This window comes from Marinobacter sp. LA51 (genome assembly GCF_030297175.1).
GTDB classification, from domain to species: Bacteria; Pseudomonadota; Gammaproteobacteria; order Pseudomonadales; family Oleiphilaceae; genus Marinobacter; species Marinobacter apostichopi.
This window is the reverse complement of sequence record NZ_AP028070.1, coordinates 3461450-3477766: the sequence shown is the minus strand read 5'-3', so window position 1 is coordinate 3477766 and position 16317 is coordinate 3461450. Positions and strand designations below refer to the sequence as shown.

The 16317-nt window shown below is 59.3% G+C and carries 15 protein-coding genes; 12 read left to right on the top strand and 3 right to left on the bottom strand.

Annotation, left to right across the window (positions count from 1 at the left end):
• Positions 1–161: 161 nt before the first annotated feature.
• A complete protein-coding gene (locus QUE89_RS16055) occupies positions 162–566 on the bottom strand; it encodes a VanZ family protein (protein WP_286221042.1) in 405 nt (134 codons plus the stop codon).
• A gap of 97 nt (positions 567–663) precedes the next feature.
• On the opposite strand from QUE89_RS16055, the gene cysZ reads away from it, so the two are divergent.
• The 6 genes from cysZ to QUE89_RS16025 all read left to right on the top strand — a co-directional run bounded on the left by cysZ (position 664) and on the right by QUE89_RS16025 (position 8769).
• The gene (gene cysZ, locus QUE89_RS16050) at positions 664–1413 is read left to right on the top strand and encodes a sulfate transporter CysZ (RefSeq protein WP_286221041.1); all 750 of its coding nucleotides are present in this window, start codon (positions 664–666) and stop codon (positions 1411–1413) included.
• Between the two features lie 18 nt (positions 1414–1431).
• Entirely contained in the window at positions 1432–4293 is a 2862-nt protein-coding gene (rapA, locus tag QUE89_RS16045; protein ID WP_286221040.1) for an RNA polymerase-associated protein RapA, read from the top strand.
• Between the two features lie 125 nt (positions 4294–4418).
• Positions 4419–6869 (top strand): acyl-CoA dehydrogenase, encoded by a 2451-nt coding sequence (locus QUE89_RS16040; protein ID WP_286221039.1) that lies wholly within the window; start codon positions 4419–4421, stop codon positions 6867–6869.
• A 194-nt stretch (positions 6870–7063) separates the two neighbouring features.
• On the top strand, positions 7064–7444 hold the full coding sequence (gene crcB / locus QUE89_RS16035; RefSeq protein WP_286221038.1) for a fluoride efflux transporter CrcB: 381 nt from the start codon (positions 7064–7066) through the stop codon (positions 7442–7444).
• Between the two features lie 259 nt (positions 7445–7703).
• The gene (locus QUE89_RS16030; RefSeq protein WP_041340064.1) at positions 7704–7910 is read left to right on the top strand and encodes a cold-shock protein; all 207 of its coding nucleotides are present in this window, start codon (positions 7704–7706) and stop codon (positions 7908–7910) included.
• Between the two features lie 163 nt (positions 7911–8073).
• On the top strand, positions 8074–8769 hold the full coding sequence (locus QUE89_RS16025; protein ID WP_286221037.1) for a lysophospholipid acyltransferase family protein: 696 nt from the start codon (positions 8074–8076) through the stop codon (positions 8767–8769).
• On the opposite strand, the gene QUE89_RS16020 is transcribed toward QUE89_RS16025, so the two are convergent.
• Positions 8766–9578, bottom strand: a complete 813-nt coding sequence (locus QUE89_RS16020; protein WP_286221036.1) for a dienelactone hydrolase family protein — start codon at positions 9576–9578, stop codon at positions 8766–8768. The two genes, QUE89_RS16025 and QUE89_RS16020, sit on opposite strands and share 4 nt — an antisense overlap.
• Positions 9579–9718: 140 nt before the next feature.
• Between QUE89_RS16020 and ald the strand changes: the two genes are divergently transcribed.
• From ald to QUE89_RS15990, 6 genes are all read left to right on the top strand, one after another.
• Complete coding sequence (gene ald, locus QUE89_RS16015; protein ID WP_286221035.1) at positions 9719–10837, top strand: alanine dehydrogenase; 1119 nt, start codon at positions 9719–9721, stop codon at positions 10835–10837.
• A 23-nt stretch (positions 10838–10860) separates the two neighbouring features.
• Positions 10861–11433 carry a glutathione S-transferase family protein gene (locus tag QUE89_RS16010; RefSeq protein ID WP_286221034.1) on the top strand — a complete coding sequence of 191 codons (573 nt, stop codon included), beginning with the start codon at positions 10861–10863 and terminating at the stop codon, positions 11431–11433.
• 207 nt (positions 11434–11640) lie between these two features.
• Positions 11641–12252: a Yip1 family protein gene (locus tag QUE89_RS16005; RefSeq protein ID WP_286221033.1), complete on the top strand. Its 612-nt coding sequence runs from the start codon at positions 11641–11643 to the stop codon at positions 12250–12252.
• Between the two features lie 133 nt (positions 12253–12385).
• Entirely contained in the window at positions 12386–14062 is a 1677-nt protein-coding gene (ilvD, locus tag QUE89_RS16000) for a dihydroxy-acid dehydratase (RefSeq protein ID WP_286221032.1), read from the top strand.
• Positions 14063–14160: 98 nt separating this feature from the next.
• Positions 14161–15093 carry a D-alanyl-D-alanine endopeptidase gene (gene pbpG / locus QUE89_RS15995; RefSeq protein ID WP_286221031.1) on the top strand — a complete coding sequence of 311 codons (933 nt, stop codon included), beginning with the start codon at positions 14161–14163 and terminating at the stop codon, positions 15091–15093.
• Between the two features lie 23 nt (positions 15094–15116).
• A complete protein-coding gene (locus tag QUE89_RS15990) occupies positions 15117–15596 on the top strand; it encodes an asparaginase domain-containing protein (protein ID WP_286221030.1) in 480 nt (159 codons plus the stop codon).
• Positions 15597–15621: 25 nt separating this feature from the next.
• Here QUE89_RS15990 and rsuA read toward each other — a convergent pair whose 3' ends face one another.
• Positions 15622–16317, bottom strand: a complete 696-nt coding sequence (rsuA, locus tag QUE89_RS15985; protein WP_286221029.1) for a 16S rRNA pseudouridine(516) synthase RsuA — start codon at positions 16315–16317, stop codon at positions 15622–15624.

Below are 16317 nucleotides of genomic sequence, written 5' to 3'. Positions count from 1 at the left end.
CTTTACAGACTTGTGACGCGAGTCTGTATGCATTTGATACGAATTTGGTGCTGTGGAATTAAATTACCGGTATTCAATTAGTTGGCGCCCTCTTGGCTGGCGGATTTCCAGGCTGCGTACGTGATTTCGCTGTATCGTCTTACATACATGTAAGAAATATCTCACAAGGATTCGGGCGAATCTCTCAAATCTCGGTTTTCGGCTCGTCGTAGGCCCGGCCAGGGCAACAATCCGAGCGCGATACCGACGCCGTCAGCGGCAAGGTCCGCTAATGAAAACTCCCGGTAGGGTAGGCCGGCCTGGATACCTTCGATCGCCAGGCCAAACAGCAACAGTGCCGGGGCGAACCACAGGGCCTTGGCTTCGGGCCAGGACAAGCGTGTAAGCAGGGTCAGCTCGAGGAAGGCAATCAGATGGTTAACCTTGTCGCTGGCCGAGGCCGGCACGGGGTAGGGGTTCGCCGTGGTGGCCAGAAACAGGATGGCCGCCACGGAAATGAGCAAGGCAATTCGCCATAGCAGCTGGCAGCGAAGAAGGGTCAGAACGTGGTGTTTCAAATCTGCCATGGGGGAATTTCCGTAGGCGGCCTCGGGCTGTGGGAATGGTGGCAACATGATATGCTTTGCGCCCCGTCACTGTCATTGAAGCGGAGGGCCTACCGGAATGCTCAAGGGTAATTTTTTTCGAGGACTGGGCTATCTGGGAGAAGGCTTCCGGCTGATTCGACAGCCCGGCCTGCGCCTGTTTGTCATCATCCCCCTGGTTATTAACGTCCTGCTGTTTGGGCTGCTGTTCTATTTCATGGCCGAAATGTTCGCCGGACTGATTGCCGTTGCTATGGGCTGGCTGCCTGACTGGGCCTGGTTGCAGGCGCTGGATTGGTTGTTCTGGCTGCTCTATGGCGCGGTCATCCTGCTGATGCTGGCCTACGGTTTTGTGATCGTGGCCAACCTGATCGGGGCGCCTTTTTACGGCTACCTGGCCGAACTCACCGAAAAACACCTCACCGGTCAGGAAGTGACCACCGAAGACAGCTGGGCTGCCATCGTCAAGGACATCCCGCGAGTGCTGCTGCGCGAGGTGCAGAAAATCCTGTACTACCTGCCCCGGGCCCTTGGGTTATTGATCATTGGCCTGATCCCGGTGGTGAACCTGGTGGCAGCCGTGCTGTGGTTCCTGTTCAACAGCTGGATGATGGCGTTGCAGTACGTCGATTATCCGGCCGACAACCACAAAGTCAGCTTCAAGGCGTTGCGGGGCCTACTGGGTGATACCCGGTTGTCGGCGTTCGGTTTTGGTTTGCCGGTTGCCCTGGCGGCCATGGTGCCGGTTCTTAATCTTGTGGTCGTGCCCGCGGCGGTATGCGGTGCCACGGCCTACTGGGTGCGCGAAAACGGCGCTACCCGACACTAATTTCTGTTTGGAGGTTTCTTGGATACGTCGGAATTTGTCATCGGTCAGCGTTGGGTCAGCCACAGTGATACCGCTCTGGGATTGGGGATCGTCACCGATATCTCAGGCCGTCGGGTCACCCTGGGCTTCCCGGCCGCCGACGAGGAGCGCACCTACGCCATCGACAATGCGCCCCTGTCCCGGATCATTTACCAAATGGGCGAGGAGATCGAGACCTACGACGGCGAACACTATGTCGTGCAGGCCGTTGAAGATATCGGTGGTGTATTGATGTACCACGCCGATGACGGTGAAAACATCCAGCAAATTTCGGAAGTTAAGCTGAGCAGCTCGGTGAACTTTTCGGCGCCTCACCAGCGCCTGTTTGCCGGCCAGTTCGATCGCAACGGCGCGTTTCGCCTTCGCATGGCCACGGTTCAGCACCAGGAGCGGCTTCGTGCCTCCCCGGCCCAGGGCCTGATCGGCGCCCGGACTCAGCACCTGCCACACCAGATCTACATCGCTCACGAAGTGGCCAAGCGACACGCGCCCCGGGTGTTGCTGGCGGATGAAGTTGGCCTGGGTAAAACCATTGAGGCCGGCCTGATCCTGCACTACCAACTGCACACCAACCGAGCCAAGCGGGCACTGGCGGTGGTGCCGGATTCGCTGCTGCACCAGTGGTTGGTGGAAATGCTGCGCCGGTTCAACCTGCGCTTCTCGCTGATTGACCAGGAGCGCTACGACGCGCTGAAGGACGATCAGGACGACGTTGATGCCCTGATGAGTCACATCTTCGGGGAAGAAGAGGCCGTGAATCCGTTCGAGACCGAGCAGCTGGTGCTGTGCAGTCTGGATTTCCTGGCCAGCAACGAGCAGGCGCAGAAAGACGCGGTGGCTGCGGGCTGGGACCTGATGATTGTCGATGAGGCTCATCACCTGGCCTGGAGCCCGGAGGAAACCAGCACCGAGTACCAGGTGGTTGAGGAACTCTCCGCCGCCAGTCGTGGCTTGTTGTTGCTGACCGCGACCCCGGAACAGGTCGGCGTGGCCAGCCACTTTGCCCGATTGCGGCTGCTGGATCCGGCGCGCTTCCACGACCTCGAGACGTTCAAGCAGGAAGAGCAGCAGTACGAGGCCATTAATGCCGTGGTCCGGCGCCTGCGGGACGAAGGCTCGGAGATGACCGCGGATGACCGTGCTGCGCTTCAGGCCTGGCTCGGGGATGAGCTGGATCAGCTGTTGGCCGGTGACCAGCCGCATCAGGCCATCATCGATGCGCTGCTGGACCGTCATGGCACCGGTCGGGTGCTGTTTCGCAACACCCGGGCCGCGATCCAGGGCTTCCCGGATCGTCGCCCTTTGCCGGCACCGCTGCCGTGCCCGGAGATGTATCAGGGCCAGGCCTGGGGCCAGGATGGATTGGCGCCGGAACAGGCCGTGGAAGAAGACCAGTGGTTGGCTGACGACCCCCGCGTGGCCTGGCTAGAGAAGACACTGGCGGGCCTGCGTCCGGCCAAGGTGGTCGTGATCTGTGCCCGGGCCGAGACCGCCATAGCGCTCGAGCATTACCTGCAGCTGCGCGCAGGCATCCGCAGTGCGGCCTTCCATGAACACCTGAACCTGATTGAGCGGGACCGGGCGGCAGCCTATTTCGCCGATACCGAGCAGGGCGCCCAGGCGCTGATCTGTTCCGAGATCGGTAGTGAGGGCCGTAATTTCCAGTTCGCGCACCACCTGGTGCTGTTCGACGTGCCGGCCAACCCGGACCTGCTGGAGCAGCGCATCGGTCGTCTGGACCGTATTGGCCAGACCGACACCGTCGATATTCACATTCCCTACCTTCAGGGTACCGCCCAGGAAGTGCAGTACCGCTGGTTCCACGAGGGTCTGAATGCCTTTGCCGAAAGTTGCGCCGTTGGCGTAGCCGTGCAGGAGAAGGTGCAGAGCCAGTGGCAGCAAGCCCTGGACGGTGACACTGCCCAGCTGGATGGCCTGGTGGCGGCCACGGCCGAAGAAGCCGCGCGCCTGCGCACGTTGCTGCAGAACGGCCGTGATGCCCTGATTGAGCTGAATTCGTGCCGCCGGGACGTTGCCGATCAGCTCATCGACGATATCGACGCGGAGGAGAACTCCGCCCAGGTCCGTGACTACATGATGGAAGCGTTCGACATTCTGGGTGTGGATGTCGAGGATCACAGCGATCATTCCGATGTCTTGCGTCCGGGTGAGCAGTATCACGCCGGGCACGTGGCCGAGCTGCCGGAAGAAGGCATCACCGTGACCTGGGATCGGCAGCAGGCCCTGGAGCGCGAAGACCTGGCGTTCATGAGCTGGGAACACCCGATGGTGACCGGCGTGATGGACTCGGTAACCAGTTCCGGCCTGGGCAAGGCCGCCCTGGCCAACCTCTCGGTCAAGGCATTGCCGGCCGGCACGCTGCTGATGGAAGCGCTGTATACCGTGCACTGCCCGGCGCCAGAATCGTTGCAGCTGTCGCGCTATCTGCCGGTCTCGCCCCTGCGCCTGCTGGTGGATGTGAATGGCAAAGAGTTGTCAAAAGCATTGCCCCATGAGCAGTTGAACAAGCTCAGCTCCAACATCCGGCGCCGGACCGCCCAGGCCATCGTGCCGCAGATCCGGCCGCAGGTTGAAACCATGGTCGATCATGCGGAGCGCCTGTCGGAGCCCCATCTCGAGCCGTTGAAAAAGCAGGCTCTGGAGCGGGTAGAGGCCAGTTTTGAGCCCGAAATCCGTCGATTGGAGGCGTTGAAGGCGGTAAATCCGGCGATCAGGGATGAGGAAATCGATTATTTTCGCACTCAGCTTAATGCCGCCCGGGATGCCATAGGCAGCGCCAGTCTGGCGCTTGAGGGGATTCGGGTGATCGTTACCTCCTGATTTGGTATGAGGCAGGGATAACATACTGATTTGCGACCGCTGTTAAGCGCTCATCTGATGTTGTAGTGTGGGCGTACCTACTTTCGTCTTAGTATGTTACGAACCATGGATGACTGAGAGAACCTATGATGACCTTCATTCTGTTTGTTGTGGCGTTGGCCGGCCTGCTGGTCGTGATGCGTCGTGAATCTGGTGCCACGCCTGCTATTGGCGTGATGGTTGTGACCGGCCTGCTTTCCTGGATTTTCGCCTCCGGTTGGCTGGCGTTGATCTTGTTTGTCGGAGCAGGTGTCACTGCTGCGGCAGGCCTGCCGGGCTTCCGGCAGAGCTGGCTGACACCGAAAGTCTTCGCCACCTTCAAGAAAGTGGCGCCGAAAGTGTCAGAGACTGAGAAGGTCGCCCTGGAAGCGGGCACCGTCGGCTGGGACGGCGAGCTGTTCACCGGTCAGCCGGATTGGCACAACCTGTTGATCAACCGCCACACCGGATTGAGTGAAGAGGAACAGGCGTTTGTCGACAACCAGTGCGCCCAGGCTATCTCCATGTGCAATGCCTGGGACCTGGCGGTCGAGCGCGCCGATTTGCCGAAGGAGCTGTGGGACTTCCTGAAGAAAGAGAAGTTCTTCGGCATGATCATTCCGAAGGAATACGGCGGTCTTGAGTTTTCTGCGAAAGCCCAGACTGCGGTGCTGCAGAAACTGGCCGCCAATGAAATGCTGATGGTGTCGGTCGGGGTGCCCAATTCCCTCGGCCCAGGCGAGTTGCTGCTCAAGTACGGCACCGACGAACAGAAGAACCATTACCTGCCGCGGCTGGCCGATGGCCGTGAGATTCCGTGCTTCGGCCTGACCGGCCCTCGCGCCGGATCGGATGCCACGTCGCTGCCGGATGTCGGCATCGTCTGTAAGGGCGAGTTCAATGGCAAGGAAGTGGTGGGCATCAAGCTCAATTTCGAGAAGCGCTGGATTACCCTGGCGCCCATTGCCACGGTGGTGGGTCTGGCGTTCCGCATGTTCGATCCGGATGGTCTTCTGGGCGAGCAGAAGGATTATGGCATTACCTGTGCCCTGATTCCCCGTGACACCGACGGCATGGAAATTGGCCGCCGGCATTGCCCGATCGGCACGCCGTTCCTGAACGGTCCTATCAAGGGCAAGGACGTATTCATCCCGCTGGAATACATCATCGGTGGCCAGGAAATGGCAGGCCAGGGTTGGCGTATGCTGGTTGAGTGCCTGTCCGTCGGACGCTGCATCACCTTGCCGTCCGGTGCCGCAGGCGCAGCCGCCTATTCGGTGGGTACCGCTGGTGGCTTTACCCGTATTCGGCGCCAGTTCAACACTCCGGTGGCCGACATGGAAGGGGTTCAGGAGCCGCTGGCCCGGATCGCGGGCAAGACATACATTTCTCAGGCCGCCGTTAACCACACCGCGAACATGATTGATCGGGGTGAAAAACCGGCGGTGCCGTCAGCGATCCTGAAATACCACCTGACTGAGTTCCAGCGTGGTGTCCTGTCCGACGCCATGGACGTGCACGGTGGCAAGACCGTCACCCTGGGGCCGCGCAACTATCTCGGCATTGGCTTCAGTGGTTCGCCGGTGTCGATCACCGTTGAAGGCGCGAACATCATGACCCGCAGCCTGATGATCTTCGGTCAGGGTGCCATCCGCTGCCATCCATACGTGCTGAAAGAATTGGCGGCCAAGGACGCCGATGACATTCAGGCGTTCGACGAGGCCTTCTTCGGTCACGCCGGCCTGATCTTCGGCAACGCCGCCCGAGCCTTTACCCAGGCACTGGGTCTGGGTAAGGCCGACGTACCGTTCGACAGTGCCAGTCGCAGGTACGCCCAGGCAGTGGCTCGCTTCAGTGCGGCCTTCGGTCTGTGTGCCGATGCTGCCATGACGACGCTGGGCAGCGAATTGAAGATGCGCGAGCTGATCTCTGCACGCCTCGGCGACATGCTGTCGAACCTCTACCTGGCCTCCATGGTGCTGAAGAACTGGCACGAGGGTCAGCCGGTTGAGGGCGAGAAAGAGGTGATGGAATACAGCCTGGGCTTGCTGCTGTACCGCACCGAAAACGCGCTCGATGAGTTCCTGCAGAACCTTCCGAGCCGCCCGGTTGCTCTCGCTCTACGCGCGATCACCATGCCGCTGGGCCGCCGTTGGGATGCACCGCACGATGACCTGTCCCGGAAGTTGGCGCGGGCCATCTCCACCGACACGCCAATCCGCAACAAGCTGATTGCCGGTGTCTGGACCGAGGACGGTGAAGGTTCGGTGGAAAATCCGCTGGCGCAGTACAACGGCTTGCTGAAGGATTACGACAAGGCTGAGCAGTTGTACCGCAAAGCCACCAAGGCCTACGCCAAGGGCGAGCTGCCAATGACCGCCCTGCATCCGGAAGAGCGTTTTGAAGCAGCGCTGGAAGCTGGCGTGTTTACCCAGGAAGAAGCGGACTTCATGCGGAAGTACGAAGCGGTGGTGCTGGAAATGCTGACCGTGGACGATTTCCCGTTTGATGCGTTTGCCCGCAACAAGGAAACGGTCATCGACCACAACCCGGCCTGACCGGGCCAGCTGAACCGGACTAGCCGGAACAGTTGAAATGAAAAGGGGCGCATACAGGCGCCCCTTTTTTATGCCGGACCTCAAGTCTGTAGGGCAAACAAGGCCTTAACTTGCCTGGTGATTGTCGGCATACTCAGGACAGGTCGTTCGTCAGTGGCGTGGCCGATTTCAGCGAATGAGGAGATTCCGAGCGGATGTGGCTTTCAGTTCTGGCAGTGAGTGCCGGCGCCGTTATCGGTGCGAACCTGAGGTGGGGCCTGGGGCTCTGGCTCAACAGCACCTACCATGCGGTGCCCTACGGCACCCTGGTGGCCAATCTCAGCGGCGGCTGGCTCATCGGTTTGCTAATCGGCTATTTCAGTCATGGCAGTACCCTGGCACCGGAGTGGCGTTTGTTTGCTATCACTGGTCTTTGCGGCGCGTTGACTACCTTCTCGACCTTCTCGCTGGAAATGTTCGCGGCCCTGCAGCAGGGCCGGTGGGGAATGGCGGTGGCCGGCATTCTGGCCCATGTGGTGGGGTCGTTGCTGATGACCGCATTCGGGATTTACTGCTTTGGATTGGTGCGCGGTTGACCAACGATTGAGCGCCCTGTGGGTGGGTACCACTACTTACTTAAATTATTGAAAATCCACTTGGCAACTCAAAAAATCAAGAGTACAGTTATTCGCGTAGGAAAGATTCAGTAAAGCATTTCATGAATAAGACGTACCTCCGCAGTTAGTAGTGACCGTCCTGTTTTTGATTCCGCGAGTTCTGTATTTCCGTAAACGCCAGCCTACGCCACGAGGTGTACGGCGGCAGATTAAATGATTGATTTCAGGAAGTTTAAGTATGTCTACTACTACCGGTACTGTTAAGTTCTTCAACGAAGCTAAAGGCTTTGGCTTTATTACTCGTGAAGGCGGCCCGGACGTATTCGTTCACTACAGCGCAATTCAGGGCAGCGGTTTCAAGACCCTGGCAGAAGGCCAGCAGGTTGAGTTCACCGTTACCCAGGGCCAGAAAGGTCCTCAGGCGGAGAATGTTACTGCTCTGTAATCCTTTACGGATCAGGCATTAACAGAAAAAGGCAGCTAAGGCTGCCTTTTTTTGTGCCTAAAATTCGGTCATATTGACCCGCTTTGTGATTTTGTTCCCGCTGTGTAATCTTAGTGCCCCTGTTGCTCGTTAAAATGGACATCGAGGAATTCAGGACCCTTTCATGCTTAAGACCCTCAAGACTATCTGGATTTTCTTCTGGGCCATTCTGCTCACACTGCTATTATTTCTGCCCATCGTTGTCGCAGCCCTGACCGGCAAACGCGGAAATGCGGCCTTTCATGGAACCCAGGTTTTTGCTTGGGGCATGCTCAAGGTTTGCGGTATCCAATTGCAGGTGCGTGGCTTGGAAAATATTCAGCCCCATCAGCGCTACGTCATTCTGAGTAACCACGCCTCTTACTTTGATCCTCCGGCACTGGTCCTGGCGCTGGGGTTGCAGTATCGCTGGGTGATCAAAAAGGAGCTGCGCAAGGTGCCGCTGTTTGGTCTGGCGCTGGAAACCTCCCGCAACCTGTTCATCGATCGATCCAAGGGCAGCGCTGCGTTGGAGAGTATCAAGCAGGGTGTTGCCCAGTTGCCCGATGGCACTGGCATTCTGATGTTTCCGGAAGGAACCCGGTCCTGGGATGGCCAACTGCTCCCGTTCAAGAAAGGCGGGTTTGTCATTGCCCGGGATGGCCTATTGCCCATATTGCCGGTGACCGTGCGGGGTTCCCACGATCGCCTGCCCAAGGGTAGCGCCGACTTCAGTCCGGGCGTGATCGAGATTGTCATTCATCCGCCCGTGGAAACGGCCGACGTACCCCTGGATAAATTGATGGGCCAGGTGCGCGACGCCATCGCCAGCGCCCTTTAGTCGGATGGCTGGTTAAAAATCTCCTGATAGAAAGCCATGGTGCCTTGCCAGGAACGGGTCGCCGCCGATTCGTTGTAACCCAGGGGCATGTCAAACTGGTCGGCAACGGCGTCTGCGCCCGGGTTGGTAAAGGAGTGCTGGACGCCGGGGAAGCTGACCAGGGTCAGGTCTGCCTCAGCCTGCTGCATTTCGGTTACCAGGCCAGCCACCTGCTCGGTGGGCACGAACGGATCGGCGCCGCCGGTGTAGACCTGTATCCGTGCCTTGATCTGGCCAGGCTCAGCCTTGATTGGGCTGGCCAGAGAGCCGTGGAAACTGACCACACCGTCGAGATCCAGCCCCAGCCGGGCCATATTCAGCACTACGGCACCGCCAAAGCAGTAACCCTGTGCTGCAATTCGGCTGCTGTCGACACTCTCATGGTTTTGCAACAGTTCCATGGCGGCGACAAACCGCGCTTTGACCTGTTCCGGTTGTCCTGTGGCTTCCTGCATGAACTGCTTGGCGGTGTCGGGGTGCTGCGCCAGCTTGCCAGATCCGTACATGTCCAGGGCGAAGGCGGTGTAGCCGGCTGCGGCAATCTGCTCTGCCTGTTCGCGCACAAACTGGTTATGGCCCCACCATTCATGCACCAACAGAACCCCGGGGCGTTTCTGGCCGTATTCGGTATCCCAGGCAAGGTACCCGGTAAAGGTCTGGTCGCCCACCTTGTAGTCGATCGTTTCCGTGTGCATCTCCGCCCCCGCCTGCGTGTGGATGAGCATAAAGGTTAAAGCAGTCAAAACTGCCGTGCTAAGTGGATGGCGCATGGTCAGGAGCCTCCTTGGCTCAGTGGTGTTGGCTAGGTCTCAGTAGCCATCTTGGACTTAAGTGCGACTGTTTCGGTAATACCCTTCTACTACACTTTAGCAACGTACAATCGAGTGTGAACAAACTCTGGGGGTTAACAGTGAAAATTGGCGTACCGAAGGAAATCAAAAACCACGAGTACCGAGTGGGTATGACGCCAGCCGCGGTGCATGAACTGTGCAACCACGAACACAGAGTCTATGTGGAAACTAACGCTGGTGCGGCCATCGGTTTCACCGACGAGGATTACCGGCAAGCGGGGGCTCGCATCCTGGATACCGCGCAGGAGATTTTCGATGCGGCCGAGCTGATTGTGAAGGTCAAGGAACCGCAGGCGGTGGAACGGGCGATGCTGCGGCCGGATCATACCCTGTTCACCTATCTACACCTGGCGCCGGACCAGGCGCAGACCGACGATCTGGTGAAGTCTGGTGCCACTTGCATCGCCTATGAAACGGTGACGGATCGGACCGGCCGGTTGCCTTTGCTGGCGCCAATGTCGGAAGTGGCCGGCCGCATGTCGATCCAGGCAGGTGCTCATTGTCTGGAAAAAGCCATGGGTGGCCGCGGTGTCTTGCTGGGCGGTGTGCCCGGTGTCAGCCCCGCCAAGGTCGCCATTATCGGCGGTGGTGTCGTTGGTCAAAATGCACTGGCCATGGCGGTTGGCATGGGCGCTCAGGTGACTGTATTGGACCGGAATATGGATGTGCTGCGTATGCTTGATAACCTCTACGGTAATCGCATCAGTACGCTCTTTTCCACAGCCCAGACGCTGGATCAGGCGGTTACCGAGTCGGATCTGGTGATCGGCGGGGTGCTCATTCCCGGTGCCTCGGCACCCAAGCTGGTGACCCGTGACATGATCAAGCGGATGCCTGAAGGCAGCGTTATTGTTGATGTGGCTATCGATCAGGGCGGGTGTACCGAAACGTCCAAGGCAACTACCCATGATGACCCCACGTACGTGGTCGACGGTGTGGTACATTACTGCGTGGCCAATATGCCCGGTGCCGTGGCACGCACCTCAACACTGGCGCTCAATAACGTCACCCTGCCGTTCGTGGCAGCGCTGGCGAACAAAGGCGCGGTGCAGGCCATGAAAGACGATCCGCATTTGCTGGCCGGGCTCAATGTGTCCGGTGGCAAGGTAACCTACAGGGAGGTGGCGGAAGCAACCGGGCACCCATACACAGACCCGAAATCCCTGCTGGGATCCTGAGCTGTAAAACCCTCGGAGAAAGCATGAAACTGATTGGATCAACCACTTCGCCATACGTCCGACGCATTCGCATCCTGCTGGATGAGGAGCACTACGACTTCATCAATCTCAATATCTATGGTGAAGGCCGGGAAGAGCTGCGGAAAACGAATCCGACCCTGAAAATCCCGGTTCTGGAGGACGATGGCCAGGAAATCTTCGACTCCCGGGTCATCGCGCGCTATGTCAGTGCCAAACAAGGTCGTGACCCGCTGACCTGGGACCAGCAGAACCAGCTGACCCTCATCGACGGTGCCAACGATTCTGCTGTCACCCTGCTGCTGTCGGAAAAATCCGGCATCGATACCAATCAGGACGTGATGTTCTTCAATCTCCAGAGAGAGCGCATCATGACGACGCTGCGTACTCTGGCGGCGATGGTTGACGACGGACAGTTTGAAGCCTGGAACTACCCGGCCATCTGTCTCTATTGCCTGGTGGATTGGCTGGAATTTCGCGATCTGGTGGACTGGACGGGGGTTGAAAGCCTGCTGGCCTTCCGTGACAGCCGGCAGGATAAACCCTGGGTTGCCGAGACCGATCCGCGTCTGAGCTGATCCTGTTGAGCTGAGCCCGTGAGGCCACCACCGGCAGCCTGCCGGGGTGGCCTGATTTCGACTGCCCCAGTCGGAACAAAAATCACCAATTCCGCTTCCCCAATCGCTGATCTTGACTATAGTAAGGGAGAAGGACGGCGTTCGATCCGAGCTGATCGGCGGAACGTACCTGACTATACTAAAAACAGCGATCCAAGGGGGTCATCCATGCTCCTGTCTCATGCATTTGGTCTATTCACTCACCCCGATGATGAGTGGGCTTCCATTCGAAAAGAACACCACACTCCGCGGCGCCTTTACGTCGCCTATGTTTTCATTCTTGCGGCCATCGGCCCGATCTGCGCGTACATCTCGACCGCTCACTTTGGCTGGACCATCGGCAATGACCGGCTGATCAAGCTGACGGAAATCAGCGCCCTGCAAATGAGTGTGCTGACTTACATCGCCATGCTGGTGGGTGTGTTTGCGCTTGGTTACGCCGTTAACTGGATGGCGAAGACCTACGGGGCCAGGGAAGAGCATGTGCCGTCGTACGGCATTGCGCTGGCGTCCTACTCGTGCACGCCGCTGTTTCTGGCGGGGTTTGCACTGCTGTATCCGGTGCCCTGGTTCAATGCCATCGTCTTCCTGATTGCGGCCTGTTACGGCGCCTGGCTGATGTACGACGGCCTGCCTATTGTGATGGGGATTGATAAGGACCGGGCCGTCTTCTACGGCGGGGCTCTGCTGACCGTGGCTTTGGTTATCCTGGTCTCTACCCGGGTTGGTTCCGTGATTCTCTGGAACTTCGGGGTTGGCCCGGTATTCGTCAGTGGCTAGTGCTCTGAGCTGAAGTGACGTGACCATCGTTCAAGATTCGGGGCGGCCGGTAAAGGGCTGTAATAGCCATTGCCGGCCGGCGTCGATTCTGCCAGCCTGAAGCACATAAAACAGTGCAACAGGAGAGGCAACGATGACCGAGGACAAACGTCGGCGCTATTCGTCCCCAGTCGTGGACGGTATCGGAAAATCTGCCAGCCGGGCCATGCTGCGTGCGGTTGGTTTCAACGATGACGACTTCAAGAAACCCCAGGTGGGCATCGCGTCTACCTGGAGTAATCTCACCCCCTGCAACATGCACATCGATGGCCTGGCCCGGCAATCCGCCGCGGGTGCCGATTCGGCCGGCGGTAAGTCCCTGATCTTCAATACCATCACGGTCTCCGATGGTATTGCCAACGGCACCGAAGGCATGAAGTATTCCCTGGTGTCCCGGGAGGTCATTGCCGATTCGATTGAAACCGTCGCCGGCTGTGAGGGCTTCGACGGTCTCGTGGCCATCGGTGGCTGTGACAAGAACATGCCCGGCTGCATGATGGGACTGGCGCGACTAAATCGCCCCTCGGTCTTCGTCTACGGCGGTACCATCATGCCGGGTGAGAATCACACTGACATTATCTCAGTGTTCGAAGCTGTCGGTGCTCACGCCCGTGGTGATCTGGACCTGATTGAGGTCAAGCAGATCGAAGAAACCGCGATCCCCGGCCCGGGTTCCTGTGGCGGTATGTACACTGCCAACACCATGGCCTCGGCGATCGAAGCCATGGGCATGAGCCTGCCCGGCAGTTCCGCTCAGAATGCGGTGTCTGAAACCAAGGAAGCCGACTGTCGTGCTGCCGGCGCCGCCGTGCTGACTCTGCTGGAGCAGGACATCAAACCCTCCGACATCATGACCCGGGAGGCCTTCGAGAATGCCATCGCAGTGGTGATCGCCCTGGGCGGCTCCACCAACGCGGTGCTGCATCTGCTGGCCATGGCCAGTACTGTGGGTGCCAGGCTGGATCTGGAAGATTTTGTTGAGATTGGCAAGCGCGTTCCGGTGCTGGCGGACCTGCGCCCCAGCGGCCATTACATGATGTCCGAACTGGTGGCGATTGGCGGTATCCAGCCGTTGATGAAAATGCTGCTTGAGCGGGGGCTGCTTCACGGCAACTGCCTGACCGTCACCGGTCAGACCCTGGCTGAGAATCTGGCCGACGTTGAACCCTACCCGGAAGATCAGAACATCATTCACGCCTTCGACAATCCGATCAAGGCCGACAGCCACCTCCGCATTCTCTATGGCAACCTCGCTCCCACTGGCTCGGTGGCCAAGATCACCGGCAAGGAAGGCACCAGCTTTACCGGCCGGGCGCGGGTGTTCCATTCCGAGGAAGAAGCCCAGGAACGAATTCTGGACGGCACCGTGGTGGCCGGTGATGTGCTGGTGATTCGCTACGAGGGCCCCAAGGGTGGTCCGGGCATGCGCGAGATGCTGAGCCCGACCTCCGCCATCATGGGTAAAGGCCTGGGCAACGACGTAGCCCTGATTACCGATGGCCGATTCTCAGGTGGCAGCCACGGTTTTGTTGTCGGCCACATCACCCCGGAGGCGGCCGAGGGCGGCCCGATTGCGTTGGTTGAGGACGGTGACACCATCACCATCGATGCGGTCAGCAATCGAATCGAGCTGGATGTGTCCGAGCAGACTCTTGAACAACGGCGTCAGAATTGGCAGGAACCGGCGCTTCGGTTCGAGCGCGGGGTGTTGGCCAAATACGCGCGTACAGTCAGTTCTGCGTCCAAGGGTGCGGTTACCGATCTGCCATGATTGCGCTGGCTTTTGGCTGGTATAATCAGGCCAGATTTCATTCGGGCGGGTCGAACACCTGCCCGGATTAAGCCATAGAACACAGGAACGGAACCATTTTGAACTCAGGTTTTGCACGGTCCGGCGTGCGCGACGTGATGACTTGCGTCGTCTATCTATTGTTACTTGTGGTGCCCACGGCGGCTTCGGCCCAGCAGGGCCCGAATCTGGCCTCGGTCAACGCTGCCGCCGCCCTGGTGAATGAGGATGGCCTGCTGTTTGGCAAGCACGCCAACCGCCCGGTGCCCATCGCTTCGCTAACCAAGGTGATGACGGCGCTGGTTGTACTGGATTCCGGTGAGCCGCTGGATGAATGGCTCACCTTCAAGAAACGCCATACCCCCGCGGCCGCCAACGCCTACAGCCGGATACGGATTGATTCTGAGATGCGGCGCTCCGCGGCGCTGCGCATAGCCCTGATGTCGTCCGAAAATTTCGCCGCCTACACCCTGGCCCGAAGTCACCCTGGGGGCTTTGATGCCTTTATTGAGGCCATGAACGCCAAGGCCCGGGAATTGGGCATGACCGGTTCCCGCTTTGTCGATCCCACCGGGCTGTCGGTGGACAATGTCTCCACCGCGGCCGATCTCGTCAAGCTGGCAAAGGCGGCGCTCCGGCACCCGGAGATTCGCGAGTACTCCACCACCGGCTATTATCGGGCGTGGTTTCGTAGCCCCCGCTATAGCTTGTCGTTTGGCAATACCAACGCCCTGGTTCACCGTGAGAGCTGGGGTGTAACCCTGAGCAAGACCGGCTACCTCAGCGATGCAGGCCGGTGCCTGGTGATGGTCTCGAAGATGAATGGCAAAGAGGTGGTGACCGTGCTGCTGGATTCCCTCGGCACCCGCTCACCCATGGGCGATGCAGGCCGCATCAAGCGCTGGCTGGATACCGGCGCCCAAGGCCAGGTGGCCAAGGCGGCCCGACGCTATGAACAGTCAAAGAATGCGGCCTACGCGGCTGCCAAAAATAACTCCGTCAGCACTAACTGACGTCAACAGGAAACCGAGCCGTCATGATCCAGATCTTCACCACCGGTGGCACCATCGACAAGGTGTATTTCGACGCCAACAGTCAGTTCGAAGTGGGGGCCTCGCTGTTGCCGGAGTTGTTGGCCGAGTCCAATATCCACGACGGTTACCGGGTGCAGGAACTGATGCGTAAGGACAGCCTGGAAATGACCGATGCCGATCGGCAGGCGGTGCTGGAGGCGGTGTCCGCCTCCGAGTGCGACCGGATCCTGATCACCCACGGCACCGATACCATGCCCGACACCGCAGCGGCATTGGCCAAGCTGGCAGGTAAGACCATCGTGCTGATCGGTGCCATGCAGCCGGCTCGGATGCGCCGCACCGATGCCCTGTTCAATATCGGTTTTGCCTGGTCAGCGGTGCAATTGTTGTCGCCGGGCGTGTACATCGCCATGAACGGCGAAGTGTTTGAGGCGGGGTCTGTGCGTAAGAACCTGAAAGCCCAGCGGTTCGAGCGGACCTGAGCCGCGTCTAGGCGGAGCCTTAATCTTAGCCGGCTGAGGTCACTTCCTCAGCCGTCAACTCCCGGAACTCGCCGGGTTTCAGCGTCGGGTCGAGCGCAATGCTGCCGATGCGACTGCGATGCAGAGCTTCCACGTGATTGCCCACCGCTGCCAGCATGCGTTTGACCTGGTGGTAGCGGCCCTCCGAAATGGTCAGTTCAATCACCTTGTCCTCCACCATTCGAACCTGTGCTGGCCGGGTAGGGCTCGGGTCATTACGCAGCAGCAGCCCCTGTTCCAGCTGGCGGGCAGCCTGCGGGGTGAGCGGATCACTCAGCCTGACCCGGTAGGTTTTCGGACATTCCACCCGTGGCGAGGTCAGCCGATGCGACCACTGGCCGTCGGTGGTCAGCAGCAATAACCCCGTGGTGTCCATGTCCAGCCGACCGGCGATGTGCAGGGTGTGCGCAATGTTGCTTGGCAGCAGGTCCAGAGCGGTGGGATGGTCGCTGTCCTGAGTGGCACTGACCACGCCGGCCGGTTTGTTCAGCATCACGTAGCGCTCGCCAGGCAGCGTGCAGGCCTGCCCATCCAGCGTGACCTCAACCGTTGCCGATATCTTGGTGTTGGCCGATTTACAGGGTTGGCCATCAAGGTGCACTCGCCCGGCACTGATGGCGCGCTTGGCCTCCTTCCGTGACAGCTCGGTGCTGATGGCGATGAACTGATCCAGCCGGGTCAT